Consider the following 16296-nt stretch of genomic DNA (forward strand, 5'->3'; position numbering starts at 1 on the left):
GGGTCTCCTTTTAAACTTAATTTTTCAAGATAGTCGCTATCTCCAAATAAATTCATCTTCAATACCTCGTTAGCTTATTTTTAATCTATTATACCTCTTTTCATACGTTTTTAGAGGTGCCCTTTATTTCATTACGAATTTGAAAACGACGAATTCAAACTCCAAAGCATAATTGAACATGATTTATCCTCAATATAAGCGTTTAATCTATAAAATATAAAGCAAAATGTATCAATTATCAAACTGATACATTTTGCTTTTTTTACTCAAAAACGGTGTGAATTTTTGAGATTAATCCTCTAGCTGTATTTATTTTTAAACTTTTCATATCACGCTTGAATATGTTCAAAACGCCAGATATCTTATCTTTTCAAAAAGAAAAGACTTGATTTCTCAAGTCATTCCTATTTCAGTGAAGAGTCTATATCTCATAAACTCTAAAATTGTTATCTCACATTTGCCGACTAAATTGGATTAGAAAGAAGTCACAATAAAATCAATACCGGCAGTTAAGAAATAAAATCCTACCAAAAAGCTTATGGTTAAAGCTGAAACAATCGGATTAAATAGCATCATGATACCTAAAATTAAGCCTAAGACATTCATAACGATTTTGAACCAGTAATAGCCATTACTTGATGATTTGAAAACATCTGAAACAATCAATTCACCGATTGAGTCAATGATAAACCAAATCGCGAAAATGTATGGCAAGGCAAGTAAACCGAAATTCATATTAAACAAAAGGAACAATCCAATCAGAATATCTAAAATCCCTAATACTAAAATTGAATTTGCTTTATAGCCAGTGTACTCATGTAAACGACTACGAAAGACAAGTTGAATAATACCTTCAAACAACGCAGCAACTGCAAAAACAACAACGATTGCGACTAAACTACTCAATGGATTAAAAAATGATACCAAGCCAGTAACTAGTAAAACTAGTCCTAAAATAAAATGTACCAAATTAAACCCTTTTTTTGATGTTGACATATAATACCTCTTTCTTTCTTTTTTTCAAAAGAATTCCCTTCAGAATATAGTGTAAACCTTTGTTAAATAAATTGCAATTTTTAATAAAAATAAATAACCTCCTTCTAAAATGCTTTCTGTTCCTTTTAATTGCTAACACAAGTTTTGAAACTCTTTTTAATCGAATACCATAACACCTCCTTACGCGATGAGACATTTTCTTGATGACAATTTTGAATCTATCATCAAGCGTACTTACAACACAAATTATGATAAGTCTGATTTTCTACCTGATACTAGCCGCTAACAAATTGGGATGTTTTTAGAGCGCACAAACAGGTTCCGTTAAAAGGTAAATAGCAATAAAATGCTATAATGTAACTATGACATATTTACTAGGAGCTTAAGATATGCAAGCAAATTTGGCGCGACGTTTAAGACCGCGAACGATAGATGAGATTATCGGCCAGCGCCATCTTGTAGGCGAAGGCAAAATCATTCGTCGTATGGTTGAAACCAAGCTACTAAATTCAATGATTCTCTATGGACCGCCGGGTATTGGGAAAACCTCAATTGCCTCAGCAATTGCAGGAACAGCAGACATGGCCTTTCGGACTTTTAATGCAACATCTGACAAAAAAACAAAGTTACAAGAGATTGCAGCTGAAGCCCAGTTTTCTGGACAACTCGTTCTTCTTTTGGATGAAATCCATCGTTTGGATAAACCTAAACAAGATTTTTTGTTACCATTACTTGAAAATGGCGAGATTATTTTAATTGGTGCTACTACTGAAAATCCTTATTTTAGTGTGGTTCCTGCCATCCGGAGTCGGGTTCAAATTTTTGAGTTAAAACCTTTGACACCTGAAGATATTGGCGTTGCAGTTGATCGTGCTATCTCTGATCCTGACCGTGGTTTTGATTTTGAAGTCACCCTTGATGAGGACGCCAAACAATTTCTAATTCATTCTACAAATGGTGATGTTAGGTCTGCTTTGAATTCTCTAGAGCTTGCCGTTTTATCGAGTTCTGAACACCATGTTACCTTGGATGATATGGCTAACTCCTTGCAAAAATCTGCGGCAACCTTTGATAAGGATGGTGATGCTCATTATGATCTCTTATCTGCACTTCAAAAATCGATTCGTGGCTCGGACGTTAATGCTAGCTTGCATTATGCGGCACGTTTAATTGAGGGTGGTGACTTTCAGAGTCTCTCTAGGCGACTCATGGTTATTGCTTATGAAGATATTGGTCTCGCTAATCCCGATGCTAGTGCTCGCACTGTAACAGCTGTCACAGCAGCTGAACGGCTAGGTTTTCCAGAAGCACGGATTCCATTAGCTAATGTCGTGGTGGACTTAGCCTTGTCTCCTAAATCTAATGCTGCCTATAAAGCTATGGATGCGGCTATCGCAGATTTACACAAACATGGTGCATTACCGATTCCTCCTCATTTACAGGATGGCCATTATTCAGGTGCCAAAAAACTGGGACGAGCTGAAAATTACCAGTATCCACATAATTTCCCAGGCCACTGGATTGATCAACAATATCTACCTGATAAGCTAAAACATGTTCATTATTTTCAATCTGACGGTTTAGGGAAGTACGAGCGTGCCTTACAACTTCGTCTGGAAGAAATTAATCGCCACAAGAATAAGTGAGTATCTGAGCATACCTATTAAATATCAACCGTTTACAACTAGATTTACAGATAAAGGAGGCAAATGACTGATCTACTTTTACAAGCCAAGGATCGACTTTTAGCAGCAGTACTTTCTTATCAAGAAGCCTCTGATGCGCTCAATTTTGCGATGAATGAGCTAGAAACAGCCAAAAAAAATCGGTCTGAAGCTCAAAAAAATTTCGATTCCAAAACTTTAAACTATTCTCTCGCCATTCAAAGTGCTGGCTATTTAGAAATACAACCCTATTTATCGGAAGCATCAATTATTGCAGCCAATCATAATCTGGATGTTGCCAAAAAAGAATATGATGCTGCACAAGGCATCAATCAAGAGCAAGAAACGATCAGTCAAGCTGCTTTTTATACGGTCGTTCAAGCTCAAGCTGTCTATGATGCAGCAAAATTGGAATTTGATAGTGCTGATTACGATTACGCACGTATCTTGCGTGAGAGAAAATTACCTTTACTAGGGGAAGGTGAGCCTCTTGAACAACCTGAGATACCACCTGAAAATATTGATTTCTTGATGCAATTTCTCAATCAAACGCCCTTACCTGATTACGAGGGAGCAGAAGATTTAATTGATGAGCAAGTGGAAAATGAGACTGATTACGACGCTAGCCTACCATTTGAAAGACGACCTGCCATAGAAAAACCCGATGCTATCTCTATCACGGAAGAAGAGCTATCTACAAAAGAAAAATCTCGTACAGGACATATCACTTGGCGTTTTAAATCCCCTACACCCAATAATAAAAATGAAATGGAGAAAAAAACTGATGACTAGAGAAGAACTGGAACAACGCATCCGAACTGAATTAGATTTGCCACATTTTAAAGCACAAATTGATGATCAGCGTGATTATAGTGAGGACGACTATCAAGAATTCAAAGATAGCTTAGTCAATTACTATAAAAATTACGTTCAAGATATTGACACTGATTTTCAAGGCGGCCTTGACTAAATTAATAAAAAAACATACCTTTAAGGTATGTTTTTTATTAACTCAAAATTTATGCGGCAAAGACAATCCGTCGTGTCGTTTCATCAATACAAGTTTGTAACACGATTCTCTCACCACCACCTGTTGAAGTAATTTCTCCATACATAGAGGCACCGGTACTAACATCATTACCGTAAGTATCAACGACAACAATTTTGTAAATACTATAATTAAAAGCACGACCATTTGCATCATAAACGGTCACTATCCCACCATTACTCAAATTCATCACTGGATCAAAGGCACCCCAGTGGTGACCAATAAAGTGTGTGTTGAGACCATCTGTACCAGAATAAGGTGATGCACCTCCCCAAGTTGATGAAATACCATTAGGATCGGCATCTATGATGGCTTGTCCACTAGCCATACCACCATTTTGAAATGGTACCATCGTTCCAATCAAGGATAATACATCTGCGCTTACTGGAGCTGGCGGAGGAGTCGGTGCGGGAGCAGGGTCTGGGGTTGGCGCAGGGGCAGGCGTTGGGTCTGGGGCAGGAGCGGGATCTGGAGCAGGAGCGGCTTGCATGTCAGGTTCTACTAACTTGGGAGTAGTTTCAACATTTTGTTCTACTTTAACTACTTTTTTTTCTTCCGTAAAGCGTTGGTTAAAACGCAAGTCAATATCAATTTTTCTTGTTTCCTTATCCTTTTTAGGATCACCTTTTTCCCTAGCTAAAGTTTGTGTTGAAACAACAAAGCTAACTAAAAAAGTGACAGATAGGGTGATTATCTTTAATATTTTTTTATTTTTCATATCAATACCACAAGCTTTCATCAATTATCCTTTTAGTCTTTCGCAACACCTTCTACTACTTTAAATGTTTTATCCAATAACTCAAACTCCCCTGGAATATGTTTAGAGATATGCACTTCTTTGTTTTTGGTAACGAATACGGCATCTAATTCATCATGATCATTAACATATTTCATGCCTTTTTCTAGTCCCATATTCATCAGTACATTACTATAAGCATCATCGTAAGTCGGATTATAGCCAACCATAGTAACACTTAATAAGTCAGTCTCTATTGGATAACCAGTCTTCGTATCAAATAAATGAGAGTAGACTTTATCCCCAGCCTTCAAGTATCGACCATAATTATTTGTCGTGTTAAAGCTTGTGTGCCCACTCATCAATACACCAACAAGTGGACTATCTTGATTTTCACCTAATTGTGGATTAGCAATTCCTACTTCCCAAAAACCATCTTTATGATTTGGATTTTTCCCCATCGTATAAGCATGACCACCTAAGTTAACAACTGCTGTCGTCACACCTTGTTTTTTAAGGGTTTTTAATAATTGCTCTGCTATGAATCCTTTACCAATACCGTCTGCTTCAATCATCATGCCTTTTTTCTTGAGAAAAACAGTCTGATTTTTATCATCTATCACAATATCTTTATAGTCCACTTTATCTAAGGTTGCTTTAACTAATTCATCCGAAGGGACTTGTCCATTAGAAAAACCGATATGCCATAGCTGTGTCATGACGCCAACAGTCGGGTTATACTCACCCTTAGAACTTTTCGCATATTTTTCCAAAGCCTTTGCTAACTTAAAGGTAATATTTGAAACTTTAACTGGTTGAATGCCTGCTTGCGCATTAATTTTATCAAACTCACTCTCACCCTGCTCGTAAACTTCAAATTTTGCTGCTAATTCATTAAGTTGATCTTTAACAACCTTAAAGTCTGCATCGCCGTGCCCTTTATCGTAAATTAAAACTTGAACATAAGTACCTGTCGCAAATTCTTCATTCTTATAAGGTTCTTTCATAAGTTCGACTTTTTTTTCTGATGTTTTATTTTTAACCGCCCCTTGTTTACAGCCAGAACCACAAAGTAAAGCTGGTACCAACAGCAAAACAGCGCCTAATCGCCACCACAATCTTTTCTCCATCCAACCATCTCCTTTCAATGTGAACACACGCATCATCCGATACCCCCTCGAAATAAAGCGTTTTCAACTACTTAATATTATTTTAACTTATTTGTTATTATATAGCAACTAATACCTAACTTTTAATTAATCAAACAATCATAATATTTCTAATAACGTTGACATAACAAAAATACTACGCTAGACTTAGATAAAACGTGTTATAAACAAACCTCACAAGGAGACATCATGCGCACATTTGTAAACAAAGTAGCAGAAAAAGACTACTATGAACATCAGGCAAGCGAGAAGGAGTTTCTGGCTTGGTATGCCAAACAAGATAGACAAACCTATGAAACACCTAGCGTGACAGTTGATAACGTCATCTTTGCTTATAATCCAGTAACTAATCGGGTCAACCTCTTGTTAATCCAACGTAAGGCACATCCTGATTTACATCATTGGGCGTTACCTGGTGGTTTTCTAGATAAAACTGAAGATACAACGCAGGCTGCGATTCGTGAAGTCTATGAGGAAACCCATCTCCAGATTGCCCCAAAATTTGTGGATCAACTCAAAACAATTGCAACGCCTGGACGTGACCCCAGAGGCTGGGTGGTCACTGTTGCACATTTAGTATATCTACCTAACTTCCCACAAACTCAAGCAGGTGATGATGCTGCACGTGCACAGTGGTTTGATTTCACAATAGATCCTGAGGCTCATCAGCTGCACATTACTGGTGTATCGGATCAGTTGCTCGCCTTTGATCATGCTGATATTCTCACAAAGGCTAGTCAAGTCATTCAGGAAAGTTTTGAATCCAAACCTAAATGGCTCAATCTGCTGCCGCCAATTTTTAGCTGGCAAGCGGTCGAGACACTCGCTGAACAGCTTAGCGGACGAAAAATAAGTGAGCAAATCGCCCACTATCGTGAGATGTATATGATCCCAGTCGATACTGAAAAACACGATGATACTAATAAGCCACACGCATTTTTCAGATTAAAGGAACCTATGTAAACTCTTGATTTAGGCCATAAAATAAAACAAAAAAATACAGGATTTGACGGATAGGCCAAAACCTGTATTTTTTTATATTAAGCTGATAATTAATTAATTTTATCAGAGACGTAGTCGACAACTTGACCTAAAGTCAAGATGTGTTCTGCATCTTCGTCAGAGATTTCGATACCAAATTCGTCTTCTAAAGCCAAGGTGAATTCCATCAAGCTAATCGAATCTGCGCCTAAATCTTCAACAATATTCGTTTCTAGCGTGACGTGATCTGCATCAAGTTCCAATGTCTCCACTAAATTTTCTTTTATCTTAGCAAAAAGATCTTCTTTACTCATCGCCATTTATTTGTCCTCCTGATAATGTCGCACTAATTTCCCAACCACGTCAGTTTCTAACATTTTATGCGTTTGTTTAAGTGTCGCAAAAATCGCGTCAGCATTTGAAGAGCCATGACTCTTGATGACTGGTGCTTTTAAGCCAAACAAGACGGCGCCGCCGGCTTTTTCGTAATCTAGCGCATCTTTTAAACTGTATAAAGATTTTTTCATCAGCAAGGCACCAAGTTTTGATGTCATACCGCCATCTTTAATAGACGTTTTCAGTAATTTCATCAAGCTCGATGCTGTCCCCTCAATTGATTTGAGAACAGCATTACCAGTGAAACCATCCACAACGACGACATCAGCCACACCGCTCATCAAATCACGCGCTTCGACATTACCGATAAAGTTCAGACTCTCATCAGCAGAAAGTAGCTCATAAGTCTCTTTTTGCAATGGTGCACCCTTACTGGCTTCAGAGCCGTTGTTTAAAAGCCCGATACGCGGAGACGTCACACCTCTGACATTTGAAGCGTAAAATGATCCTAGAATTGCAAAGTTATAGAGATGGTGTGCAGTATTCTCAGCATTCGCACCGAGGTCTAACATATCGAATCCTTTACCATCCAAAGTTGGTAAGGTTGATAGCAAACCAGGTCGATCAACTTGCTTGATCCGGCCAACTGTAAAGATACCACTCGCAAGTAAAGCACCTGTATTTCCTGCAGAAACAAGTGCATCTGCCTCACCGTTTTTAACCGCTGTCGCAGCTAAAACCATGCTTGCAGTTTTCTTACGACGAATCGCTTTAACTGGATCAGCTTCACCAGAGTCAATCTTCTCAGTCGTGTGGACAATGGTAATGTTAGAATCATCGCTCAATAAGGGTCGAATCTTCGTTTCATCACCAAATAAAATAAACTCAGTGTCTGGAAACTCAGCTCTCGCCAATAGACACCCTTCGACAACAGATTTGGGTGCAAAATCTCCACCCATTGCGTCAATCGCTAATTTCTTTTTCATTCTAACAATATACCACATTTTAGTTTTTTTTTCAATTTTCTAACAAATGTGGTATGTTTCACAAATTAAAAAATTATAGGCTAGCTATTTTAATTGCAAGTTTGTAACAAAATTTACAATCGTAAACAAAGCAATTATTCTTTTTTTTTTATAAAATAGTATGGTAATTAAAAAATTTAGAAATTATGAGGTCTTACCATTGTCGAATACACTTGTTATTAAAGGGCATCCCCTTACATCTGAAACATCATTCTCACTCAAAGCGCTTGACCAATTCTTATCTACTTACAAAGCAGAAAACCCATCTGATACAATTACTGTTCTTGATGTTTTCGCTGACAACGTACCTGAAATTGATGTTGACATCGCTTCAGCTTTCAACGCAATGGCTACCGGAACTGAATTCGGTAATCTCAGTGCTGAGCAACAAGCTAAAGTCGCTCGTTTTGGTGAGTTGACAGAGCAATTCCTCGCTGCTGACAAAGTTGTTATCGCTAACCCACTTTGGAACCTTAGCATGCCAACACGTCTTAAAGCATGGATTGATACAATCAACGTCGCTGGTAAAACTTTCAAATATACTGCTGAAGGCCCTGTCGGTCTTGCTGGCGGTAAAAAAGTCCTTCATATTCAAGCCAACGGCGGCGCATACGACGGAAACGATGCGTCTTCTCAATATCTCAACAGCATCTTAAACTTCATTGGTATTGATGACATTACCTCTGTTTATATTGAAGGTCATGCCTACGAGCCTGAACGCGCTAACGAAATTTTGGCTGATGCTTTGGCTAAAGTTACTAGCATTGCAAAAGAATTCTAATCACTAAAATAGATATAAATCAAAAAAATACGCCTCGTTTGTATTAAATCAATACAAGCTGAGGGGTATTTTTTTGATTTTATACCACAAGTTGTGGGTCATGCTGATGCTATTTTAAAATATAAGAGATAGACTCATATCAAACTTGAAATATAAGTTGCTGTTTCTAGCGGATTACTAATTGGGAAAAAATGACCATCAGTTAATTTTATAACTTGTTCATGATCTATAGGAAGTGCATAACTCTTATCTTGTGTGCCCCACAAAACGTCGTAAGCGCGATGTTCCGAGAGGGTGAGAGCCATGCCTTTTAATACTTTGTTTAACTCTAAGGTCGTATTTAATATTCTGGGCGAATTAAAACTCGCTTTGACGCGTTTTAAATACCTATCAGTTTTTGCTACGTTCGTCAAAATAAGACCATTATGATTAAAGTAGTGTGCTAATTGTTTATCTGATGCTTGTTTTAGCATTAGCTTACTCAACCAAGAATACGGCTCTTTAACGTTTTTTTTGAGAGGTGGTTGTAAAAGGATGATCTTGTCACTTTCTACCAAATAATTTCGATTTGAGGCTTCCATTAATAAGGCTGCGCCAAAAGAATGACCGATAAAAACGGCACCCTCAGGCATTGCTTTTTTGATCGATGCGATCAAATCCAGATAGGGTGTTAAGCTATCTCTTGATTTAACAAAAGGTGACCTTCCAAAACCTGGCAAATCAGGTATGATAATCTCTCTAGCCGTTTGTTTATTTAAGGCTAAACCTAAGTCAAACAAATCGGTGCCATCACTAAATAGACCATGAACCAGCACAAGAGGTTTCCCTTTCCCATCTAAGCGGTAAACGGTAGCCCCCTGTAGACTTGTTCTAGTATAAGGAGCGATAAACTCATCACCATAAGTTAAACGAAAATCTATATCTGCAATCGCAAGAGGAACGTTGGAGGCAGATAGTTTGCTCACCAATTCAGGTTCAAAATCATTTTTAGTCAATTGATTATCAAATGTTCTATTCGTCAAAAAATTTAAACTACTTTTAGGAATCCCAGTGAGTTGACTTCCGCCAAATGTCATCACAAATTTTAATAGACCAAACGGAACAGTCAAACGAGGTTTCTTGATATGCATACTTTCAGAAATTGTCGTCATTAAATCTGAAATATCAGGGTCTAAAGCTTTATCGGAAACAAGCGTATAGGTCATTTTTTCTTGTGTCTCGTTAAATATCGTTTGCACGATAAACTCTGCTATGATATTTTTATTAATTAAAGGCAGTCGATAGTCTTTGCCACCAGGTATAACTGGTAAAGAACCGCCTCTAATGATTTTTATAAATAAACCAAAACCGCCTAATTGTGCCGTATCCCCAGTCTGATCATCCCCAATAACTGTTGGGGGATTAATGACAGCTAAAGGGATATGATTTTTTTTAGCTTCTTGTCGCATATAAATATCTGATAAAAACTTCATCTGCTCATATGGCGGTGTTCCGATTAAAGCTGGATGAACTTCGTTAAAAACATCAGTATCTTCCCATACAGAAGCCTCATCATTAAATGGACTCATATAACCCGCGACATGAATTAATTTTTTTAGCCCCTTTTGTTCCTGAATCTCTTTTGCCAAATCCATGACATAGCGACTGCCTTCTAAGAAGGCTTTTTTAGCCAATGTTTCTGATAAGGTAATATCCATCGGTCCCCCACAATGAAGGATCAGATCACATTTCAAAGCGGTTGCTTTATCCGTCTCATCCAATCCAAGATTCGGTTGCGTTAAATCACCTGTCACTAACGCTATCTTCGAAGGCGCTAATGCTTTCAGAGATGCTGCTCTTGATTGATCTCTCACTAGCAGGGTTAAGGAAACATCCTCCAACGCGAGTTGTTTAACAACTTCTTTTCCGATAAATCCTGTTGCACCAATCATTAATATGTTCAATTCATCCCCTTTTAGAACTGACTATTTTCCAAATAAGCCATCACAGCTTGATCTTTGTGATGACCGATGATTTCGTCTGCTATCTCTTTAATTGGCTCACGTGCATTAGACATAGCAACCGCCCTGCCTGCATAGCTTAACATCTCTAAGTCGTTCAGATTATCGCCAAATGCGACAATTTCCGAGGGCGTGATGTCAAATTTTTCAGCGAGATGAGACAAGCCTGTGGCTTTGCTGATGCCTTCTGGCATAATATCAATCGATTCAAACCCTGTGGTGACTGCCCGAACGCCTGCCGCTTGTTGATTAACCCAAGCTTCACCTTCCAGCACCCGCTCAGCTGTAAAACTGACAGTAAGTTTTAGAATATCATCCACAACTTCCGAAAAATCAGAAACTGCTTGCACCTTTTCATAGTAAAAATTCGCTTTTTTCTTGTAATAGTCGCTTGTCGTCTCTAAAATATAAGACCCATTAGCCCCGCTCAATAAAACAGAATCATCCTGGATATAGTCAGACTTTCTGACGATATCTGAGATTTCTAAAACTTTATTAAAAGGCATTTTCTCTTCAAATAAAATATCATCACGATATTTGACGATGCCGCCATTTTCTGCCACAAAAATAATCCGGTCAGCAAAATCAGCAAACATCGCCTCCAAAGCCAAAAGTTGTCGGCCTGATGCCGCCACAAAATGAATATTAGCTTGTTCTAGTTTTGTTAACAGCGCATCAAAGCGTGTTTTATCATAGGCACCATTGCCATCTAAGAATGTCCCGTCCATATCTGTTGCGATGAGTTTAATTGTCATGGTTTTATTATAACAAAAAAAGCCGTATTCCTACGACTTTAAATAACAAGAGTTTAGTCAGCCCAAAGCGCTTTAACTTTTGCTTGGACTTCATCATTTTCAAGGAACTCATCATAAGTTTCACCGATTCGGTCAATCACACCGTTTTTAGAGATCACGATGATGTGGTTGGCAATGGTTTGGATGAATTCATGGTCATGACTGGCAAAGAGTAGACTACCTTTGTAGTTAGTCAAACCTTCATTGAGTGATGAAATTGATTCCAAGTCCAAGTGATTAGTTGGGTCATCTAAGACAAGGACGTTTGATTTCAAGAGCATGAGCTTGCTGAGCATCACACGAACTTTTTCACCACCGGATAGGACGTTAACAGACTTGTTAACTTCTTCACCAGAGAACAACATCCGACCTAGGAAACCACGAAGGAAAGTATTATCGTCTTCTTCTTTGCTGGCAAACTGACGGAGCCAATCAAGGATTGTTTCGCCACCTGCAAAGTCGCGTGAATTGTCTTTTGGTAAGTAAGCTTGGCTTGTTGTCACGCCCCATTTCACCTCACCAGTGTACTCGATATCGCCCATGATGGCACGAATGAGTGCAGTTGTTTGGATATCATTTTGACCGATGAAGGCTGTTTTATCTCCTGGATTAAGGATAAAACTGATATTATCCAAAATGACTTCGCCATCAATTTTGACTGAAAGATTTTCAACTTTCAATAAGTCATTACCAATTTCGCGGTCAGGTTTGAAGTTGATAAAAGGATATTTACGAGAAGAAGGCACAATCTCGTCCAACTCGATTTTATCCAACATTTTTTTACGAGATGTCGCTTGCTTAGATTTAGACGCATTCGCAGAGAAACGCGCGATAAAGTCTTGCAATTCTTTGACTTTTTCTTCTGATTTACGGTTGGCATCACCTTGCAATTTAAGGGCAAGTTCTGATGATTCTTTCCAGAAGTCATAGTTACCAACAAAGAGTTTGATTTTACCAAAGTCCAAATCGGCCATGTGCGTACATACTTTATTCAAGAAGTGACGGTCATGGGAGACAACGATGACTGTATTTTCGAAGTTAATCAAAAATTCTTCTAACCAGTTAATCGACTGGATGTCCAGACCATTGGTTGGCTCGTCAAGAAGGAGAACGTCTGGTTTCCCAAACAAGGCTTGAGCTAAGAGAACTTTGACTTTTTCACCATTGGTCAATTCTGACATGTTTTGCATGTGCAAAGCGTCAGGAATTCCAAGGTTTTGCAGCAATTGTGCTGCATCAGATTCTGCTTCCCAGCCACCAAGCTCAGCAAATTCACCTTCGAGTTCAGCTGAACGCATACCGTCTTCATCTGTGAAGTCTTCCTTCATGTAGATGGCATCTTTTTCAACTTTAACGTCATAGAGGCGTTGATGCCCCATCAAAACAACGTCCAAAACAGGGATGTCTTCATAGTCAAAATGATTCTGACGTAGAATACTCATCCGCTCATCTGGTCCCATTGACGTGTGGCCAGTGCTTGGCTCAATATCGCCTGCTAAAATTTTCAGGAAAGTTGATTTTCCTGCACCATTGGCCCCGATTAAACCGTAACAGTTGCCTGGTAAAAATTTAATATTCACTTCATCAAACAGTTTACGGTCTGAAAACTGCAAACTAATATCGCTTACTTGTAGCATTTTTGTCCTCTTATCTTCAATTTACGTGTTATTTCTATTTTAGCATTTTTAGTAGGAAAATGATAGGCGCTGATTGGATTTTCGACTGAGTTTGTCAGGAAAATCCTGTGCAAGGATCAAAATTGTCGACAAAATAAGCCTTGCCGTCCTGACACCTTGACATTCCCTTAGAATAATCGTAAAATAAAACCATTAGCAGAGTAAGTAACTTGGTCGATATGCGTACGTGTATCCGAATTTTCAGGGACTTGTCGGTCATTGCGAGACAAGAATTCAACCAAGTGAATGGCCTGCGAAAAGAACTGATGTTCAATTTGATTCAAAACGATAAGAATCACGGCCGTGCTCGATACCGCACAATCCCTTGTTTGAGGGAGCTAAGAGACGGAAAGTATTTTTTCCGTAATTTAAGGTGGCACCGCGTGTTAACGTCCTTGACAAATGATTTTGTCGAGGACTTTTTTGTTTATCAGATTTTCATCACCTCAACTATATACTAATCGAATTTCGGCTCCTTGAGACTAGGAAAAAAGATAAAAGTCCGAACGAACTCCGTTCGCTTACGTCTTTTCCTATTTTTCATAGCCTCAAAGCAGTCGCCTCAACATCTTACAGGAGAATTTATTCATATGAAACCCATTATCTTAACCGGAGACCGTCCAACAGGAAAACTTCACATCGGCCACTATGTTGGCTCATTGAAAAATCGTGTGCTCTTGCAAAACGAAGACAAGTACCAACTCTTTGTCTTCCTAGCAGATCAACAAGCCTTGACTGACCATGCCAAAGAACCCGAAAAAATCATCCAATCTGTTGGTGAAGTCGCGCTTGATTACCTAGCTGTTGGCCTTGATCCAGCGCAGTCAACAATTTTCATCCAGTCACAAATTCCTGAACTCACTGAGCTGTCGATGTACTACATGAACCTCGTGTCGTTAGCGCGTCTCGAACGCAACCCGACTGTTAAAACAGAGATCGCCCAAAAAGGCTTTGGTGAGTCTATCCCAGCTGGCTTCCTCGTTTACCCTGTTTCTCAAGCAGCGGATATCACAGCTTTTAAGGCCAACCTAGTCCCTGTTGGCAATGACCAAAAACCAATGATCGAGCAAACACGCGAAATTGTCCGCAGCTTTAATCATGCCTACCAAACAGATGTCCTCGTTGAACCAGAAGGCCTCTACCCTGAAAATGAAAGTGCCGGTCGCTTGCCAGGTCTTGATGGTAACGCCAAGATGTCCAAATCCCTCAACAACGGCATTTTCATTTCTGACGATGCCGATACCGTTCAGAAAAAAGTCATGAGCATGTACACTGACCCTGACCACGTCCGCGTCGAAGATCCAGGTAAAATCGAAGGCAATATGGTTTTCCACTATCTCGATGTTTTTGGCACACCCGAAGATGCTACAACCATTGCTGAGATGAAAGCGCAGTATCAAGCTGGTGGCCTCGGCGACGTGAAAACCAAACGCTACCTACTCGAGGTCTTAGACCGTGAATTTGCCCCGATTCGTGCCCGTCGCTTAGAATACGCCCAAGACATGGGACAAGTCTATGAGATGCTCAAAAAAGGCTCTGAGAAAGCACAGGCTGTCGCAGCTCAGACTTTGGATGAAGTCAAGTCCGCTATGGGGATTAACTATTTCAAATAATGGAAAAAATCATGGCATTTGCCAAAAATAGACACGCACACCTGACAGATGGTCACGGTTTCGATCATATCTTTCGTGTCTATAAATTGGCTGAACATATTTTAGCAGACTATCCGCAAGCCAATCGTGACTTAGTTTTAACGGCTGCGCTTCTTCATGATACCTATGATGACAAACTATTTGAGGATGTTGTCGTAGCCAAGCAAGAAGTCGTTGATTTTCTCACGACGCTTGAGCTGCCCTACATTGACCAAGTGTTTGAGATCATAGATAATCTCTCTTTCTCAGCCAATCTTGATGGGACTGCGCAGGCACTTGACATCAATGGTCAAATTGTCCAAGATGCCGACCGCTTAGATGCCATTGGGGCTTTCGGAATCGTCCGAACCTTGCAATATGGCTTTGATCGCAAGCGTGAGCTTTATAATCCCGATAAGTTGCCACAGACTTTTACCTCAAAAGCAGCTTATCATGCCGCTGAAGGCACAACGATCAATCATTTTTATGAAAAACTCTTTCAGATTTCTGAAAGCTTGCATACTGAAAAAGCCAATCAACTCGCAAGGGCGCGTGATCACATCATGCGAGAATTTGTCACCGCAATTGAAAAGGAGTGGGCAGATGTTTACGGGGATTAAAAAATGGTTTCACAGAAACCGTGATTACTTTAAGTCACGACGGGCTAGATTTCAAGCCAGCATCTATCATCTGCTCCATCAGGATCCTGTCGAAACGCAGATTTTCGCCCACCGTGGCAGCAAGTCCAATCGACCTGAAAATACCCTAGCAGCTTTTGCTGAATCCATCAGGGTAGGTGCTGACGGCATCGAGCTTGATGTCCATTTAACCAAGGACGGTCAACTCGTTGTCATTCATGATGAGTCCATTGACCGCACCACAAATGGTACTGGACTCGTTCGTAACCTAACATTTTCAGAAATCCGCAACTATTCTGCGGGGGCTTGGTTTGATAAAGACTATGTAACTGAAAAAATTCCTTTATTGTCTGAGGTACTAGACTTACTGATCCAGATGCAGTTCACAGGCGTGCTCAATGTTGAAATCAAGACGGATAAATTTCAGTATGTTGGCATTGAAAAAATGACCAGTGACTTGCTCACCTCACAGCACTATCCTTTTTCTCATATCTACTGCTCCTTTAACCTCGAATCACTCCAACGCCTGTCTGAGCTTGAGCCAGGTGCAGATTTATGCCTCCTCATGTCGACCTCGGAACAGAAAATTAAGCTAGCTTTGCAGACGGATTATATCACCCACCTGCATCCTCGGTTGGACTGGTTACAAAAAAATTCAAATCACTTAAAACAACTCACCAAACCCTTGCGACCTTGGACTTTAAATAATGATGTTGACATGTACTTTGCCTTTAATCATCATTTAGCAGGCTTTATGACTGACTATCCAGCCCTCGCAGTTGAGATTAAAAAACGCTATAATCAAAAAAAATAAGCTAGAT

17 protein-coding genes are annotated in these 16296 nt (G+C 39.4%); 8 read left to right on the forward strand and 9 right to left on the reverse strand.

Annotated elements, in window-relative coordinates; genetic code table 11:
* Window positions 1-474: 474 nt before the first annotated feature.
* Complete coding sequence (locus tag HZR21_RS06730; protein ID WP_003137028.1) at window positions 475-996, reverse strand: HdeD family acid-resistance protein; 522 nt, start codon at window positions 994-996, stop codon at window positions 475-477.
* Between the two features lie 389 nt (window positions 997-1385).
* Between HZR21_RS06730 and HZR21_RS06735 the strand changes: the two genes are divergently transcribed.
* The 3 genes from HZR21_RS06735 to HZR21_RS06745 all read left to right on the forward strand — a co-directional run bounded on the left by HZR21_RS06735 (window position 1386) and on the right by HZR21_RS06745 (window position 3630).
* Window positions 1386-2642 carry a replication-associated recombination protein A gene (locus tag HZR21_RS06735; protein ID WP_180746995.1) on the forward strand — a complete coding sequence of 419 codons (1257 nt, stop codon included), beginning with the start codon at window positions 1386-1388 and terminating at the stop codon, window positions 2640-2642.
* Window positions 2643-2705: 63 nt separating this feature from the next.
* Complete coding sequence (locus HZR21_RS06740) at window positions 2706-3452, forward strand: hypothetical protein (RefSeq protein ID WP_180746996.1); 747 nt, start codon at window positions 2706-2708, stop codon at window positions 3450-3452.
* Window positions 3445-3630 (forward strand): hypothetical protein, encoded by a 186-nt coding sequence (locus HZR21_RS06745; protein WP_003137033.1) that lies wholly within the window; start codon window positions 3445-3447, stop codon window positions 3628-3630. The genes HZR21_RS06740 and HZR21_RS06745 overlap by 8 nt, the downstream gene beginning before the upstream one ends.
* Window positions 3631-3679: 49 nt before the next feature.
* Here HZR21_RS06745 and HZR21_RS06750 read toward each other — a convergent pair whose 3' ends face one another.
* Both HZR21_RS06750 and HZR21_RS06755 read right to left on the reverse strand, forming a co-directional pair.
* Window positions 3680-4447: a sortase domain-containing protein gene (locus tag HZR21_RS06750; protein ID WP_180746997.1), complete on the reverse strand. Its 768-nt coding sequence runs from the start codon at window positions 4445-4447 to the stop codon at window positions 3680-3682.
* 11 nt (window positions 4448-4458) lie between these two features.
* Window positions 4459-5574, reverse strand: coding sequence for an FAD:protein FMN transferase (locus HZR21_RS06755; RefSeq protein ID WP_180746998.1), 1116 nt, complete (start codon window positions 5572-5574; stop codon window positions 4459-4461).
* Window positions 5575-5802: 228 nt separating this feature from the next.
* Between HZR21_RS06755 and HZR21_RS06760 the strand changes: the two genes are divergently transcribed.
* Window positions 5803-6576, forward strand: coding sequence for an NUDIX domain-containing protein (locus HZR21_RS06760; protein WP_180746999.1), 774 nt, complete (start codon window positions 5803-5805; stop codon window positions 6574-6576).
* Between the two features lie 89 nt (window positions 6577-6665).
* Here HZR21_RS06760 and acpP read toward each other — a convergent pair whose 3' ends face one another.
* On the reverse strand, window positions 6666-6908 hold the full coding sequence (acpP, locus tag HZR21_RS06765; protein WP_031366850.1) for an acyl carrier protein: 243 nt from the start codon (window positions 6906-6908) through the stop codon (window positions 6666-6668).
* Window positions 6909-6914: 6 nt separating this feature from the next.
* Entirely contained in the window at window positions 6915-7916 is a 1002-nt protein-coding gene (gene plsX, locus HZR21_RS06770) for a phosphate acyltransferase PlsX (protein ID WP_180747000.1), read from the reverse strand.
* A 160-nt stretch (window positions 7917-8076) separates the two neighbouring features.
* Between plsX and HZR21_RS06775 the strand changes: the two genes are divergently transcribed.
* Window positions 8077-8736, forward strand: a complete 660-nt coding sequence (locus HZR21_RS06775) for an NAD(P)H-dependent oxidoreductase (RefSeq protein ID WP_374940022.1) — start codon at window positions 8077-8079, stop codon at window positions 8734-8736.
* Window positions 8737-8870: 134 nt separating this feature from the next.
* Here HZR21_RS06775 and HZR21_RS06780 read toward each other — a convergent pair whose 3' ends face one another.
* From HZR21_RS06780 to HZR21_RS06795, 4 genes are all read right to left on the reverse strand, one after another.
* Window positions 8871-10679, reverse strand: coding sequence for an alpha/beta fold hydrolase (locus tag HZR21_RS06780; RefSeq protein WP_180747001.1), 1809 nt, complete (start codon window positions 10677-10679; stop codon window positions 8871-8873).
* A gap of 11 nt (window positions 10680-10690) precedes the next feature.
* The gene (locus HZR21_RS06785; protein ID WP_180747002.1) at window positions 10691-11491 is read right to left on the reverse strand and encodes a Cof-type HAD-IIB family hydrolase; all 801 of its coding nucleotides are present in this window, start codon (window positions 11489-11491) and stop codon (window positions 10691-10693) included.
* 53 nt (window positions 11492-11544) lie between these two features.
* A complete protein-coding gene (locus HZR21_RS06790; RefSeq protein ID WP_180747003.1) occupies window positions 11545-13167 on the reverse strand; it encodes an ABC-F family ATP-binding cassette domain-containing protein in 1623 nt (540 codons plus the stop codon).
* Window positions 13168-13334: 167 nt separating this feature from the next.
* On the reverse strand, window positions 13335-13490 hold the full coding sequence (locus HZR21_RS06795) for a hypothetical protein (protein ID WP_180747004.1): 156 nt from the start codon (window positions 13488-13490) through the stop codon (window positions 13335-13337).
* Window positions 13491-13796: 306 nt separating this feature from the next.
* On the opposite strand from HZR21_RS06795, the gene trpS reads away from it, so the two are divergent.
* Genes trpS through HZR21_RS06810 form a run of 3 tightly spaced genes read left to right on the forward strand, consistent with a single transcriptional unit; the run spans window position 13797 to window position 16289 of the window.
* Window positions 13797-14819, forward strand: a complete 1023-nt coding sequence (gene trpS / locus HZR21_RS06800) for a tryptophan--tRNA ligase (protein WP_180747005.1) — start codon at window positions 13797-13799, stop codon at window positions 14817-14819.
* Window positions 14819-15457, forward strand: a complete 639-nt coding sequence (locus tag HZR21_RS06805) for an HD domain-containing protein (RefSeq protein ID WP_180747006.1) — start codon at window positions 14819-14821, stop codon at window positions 15455-15457. Before trpS ends, HZR21_RS06805 begins: the two co-directional genes overlap by 1 nt.
* Window positions 15441-16289: a glycerophosphodiester phosphodiesterase gene (locus HZR21_RS06810; protein WP_180747007.1), complete on the forward strand. Its 849-nt coding sequence runs from the start codon at window positions 15441-15443 to the stop codon at window positions 16287-16289. Before HZR21_RS06805 ends, HZR21_RS06810 begins: the two co-directional genes overlap by 17 nt.
* Window positions 16290-16296 lie beyond the last annotated feature (7 nt).

Origin of the sequence: Pseudolactococcus laudensis (assembly GCF_013449735.1) — a bacterium.
Lineage (GTDB): Bacteria > Bacillota > Bacilli > Lactobacillales > Streptococcaceae > Pseudolactococcus > Pseudolactococcus laudensis.

Coding starts and splice junctions, on each gene's coding strand:
- HZR21_RS06760 (WP_180746999.1), top strand. CDS start 5,803: ATGCGCACATTTGTAAACAAAGTAGCAGAAAAAGACTACTATGAACAT.
- HZR21_RS06730 (WP_003137028.1), bottom strand. CDS start 996: ATGTCAACATCAAAAAAAGGGTTTAATTTGGTACATTTTATTTTAGGA.
- acpP (WP_031366850.1), bottom strand. CDS start 6,908: ATGAGTAAAGAAGATCTTTTTGCTAAGATAAAAGAAAATTTAGTGGAG.
- HZR21_RS06750 (WP_180746997.1), bottom strand. CDS start 4,447: ATGAAAGCTTGTGGTATTGATATGAAAAATAAAAAAATATTAAAGATA.
- HZR21_RS06805 (WP_180747006.1), top strand. CDS start 14,819: ATGGAAAAAATCATGGCATTTGCCAAAAATAGACACGCACACCTGACA.
- HZR21_RS06790 (WP_180747003.1), bottom strand. CDS start 13,167: ATGCTACAAGTAAGCGATATTAGTTTGCAGTTTTCAGACCGTAAACTG.
- HZR21_RS06775 (WP_374940022.1), top strand. CDS start 8,077: ATGGTAATTAAAAAATTTAGAAATTATGAGGTCTTACCATTGTCGAAT.
- HZR21_RS06785 (WP_180747002.1), bottom strand. CDS start 11,491: ATGACAATTAAACTCATCGCAACAGATATGGACGGGACATTCTTAGAT.
- HZR21_RS06740 (WP_180746996.1), top strand. CDS start 2,706: ATGACTGATCTACTTTTACAAGCCAAGGATCGACTTTTAGCAGCAGTA.
- HZR21_RS06810 (WP_180747007.1), top strand. CDS start 15,441: ATGTTTACGGGGATTAAAAAATGGTTTCACAGAAACCGTGATTACTTT.
- plsX (WP_180747000.1), bottom strand. CDS start 7,916: ATGAAAAAGAAATTAGCGATTGACGCAATGGGTGGAGATTTTGCACCC.
- trpS (WP_180747005.1), top strand. CDS start 13,797: ATGAAACCCATTATCTTAACCGGAGACCGTCCAACAGGAAAACTTCAC.
- HZR21_RS06755 (WP_180746998.1), bottom strand. CDS start 5,574: ATGGAGAAAAGATTGTGGTGGCGATTAGGCGCTGTTTTGCTGTTGGTA.
- HZR21_RS06745 (WP_003137033.1), top strand. CDS start 3,445: ATGACTAGAGAAGAACTGGAACAACGCATCCGAACTGAATTAGATTTG.
- HZR21_RS06735 (WP_180746995.1), top strand. CDS start 1,386: ATGCAAGCAAATTTGGCGCGACGTTTAAGACCGCGAACGATAGATGAG.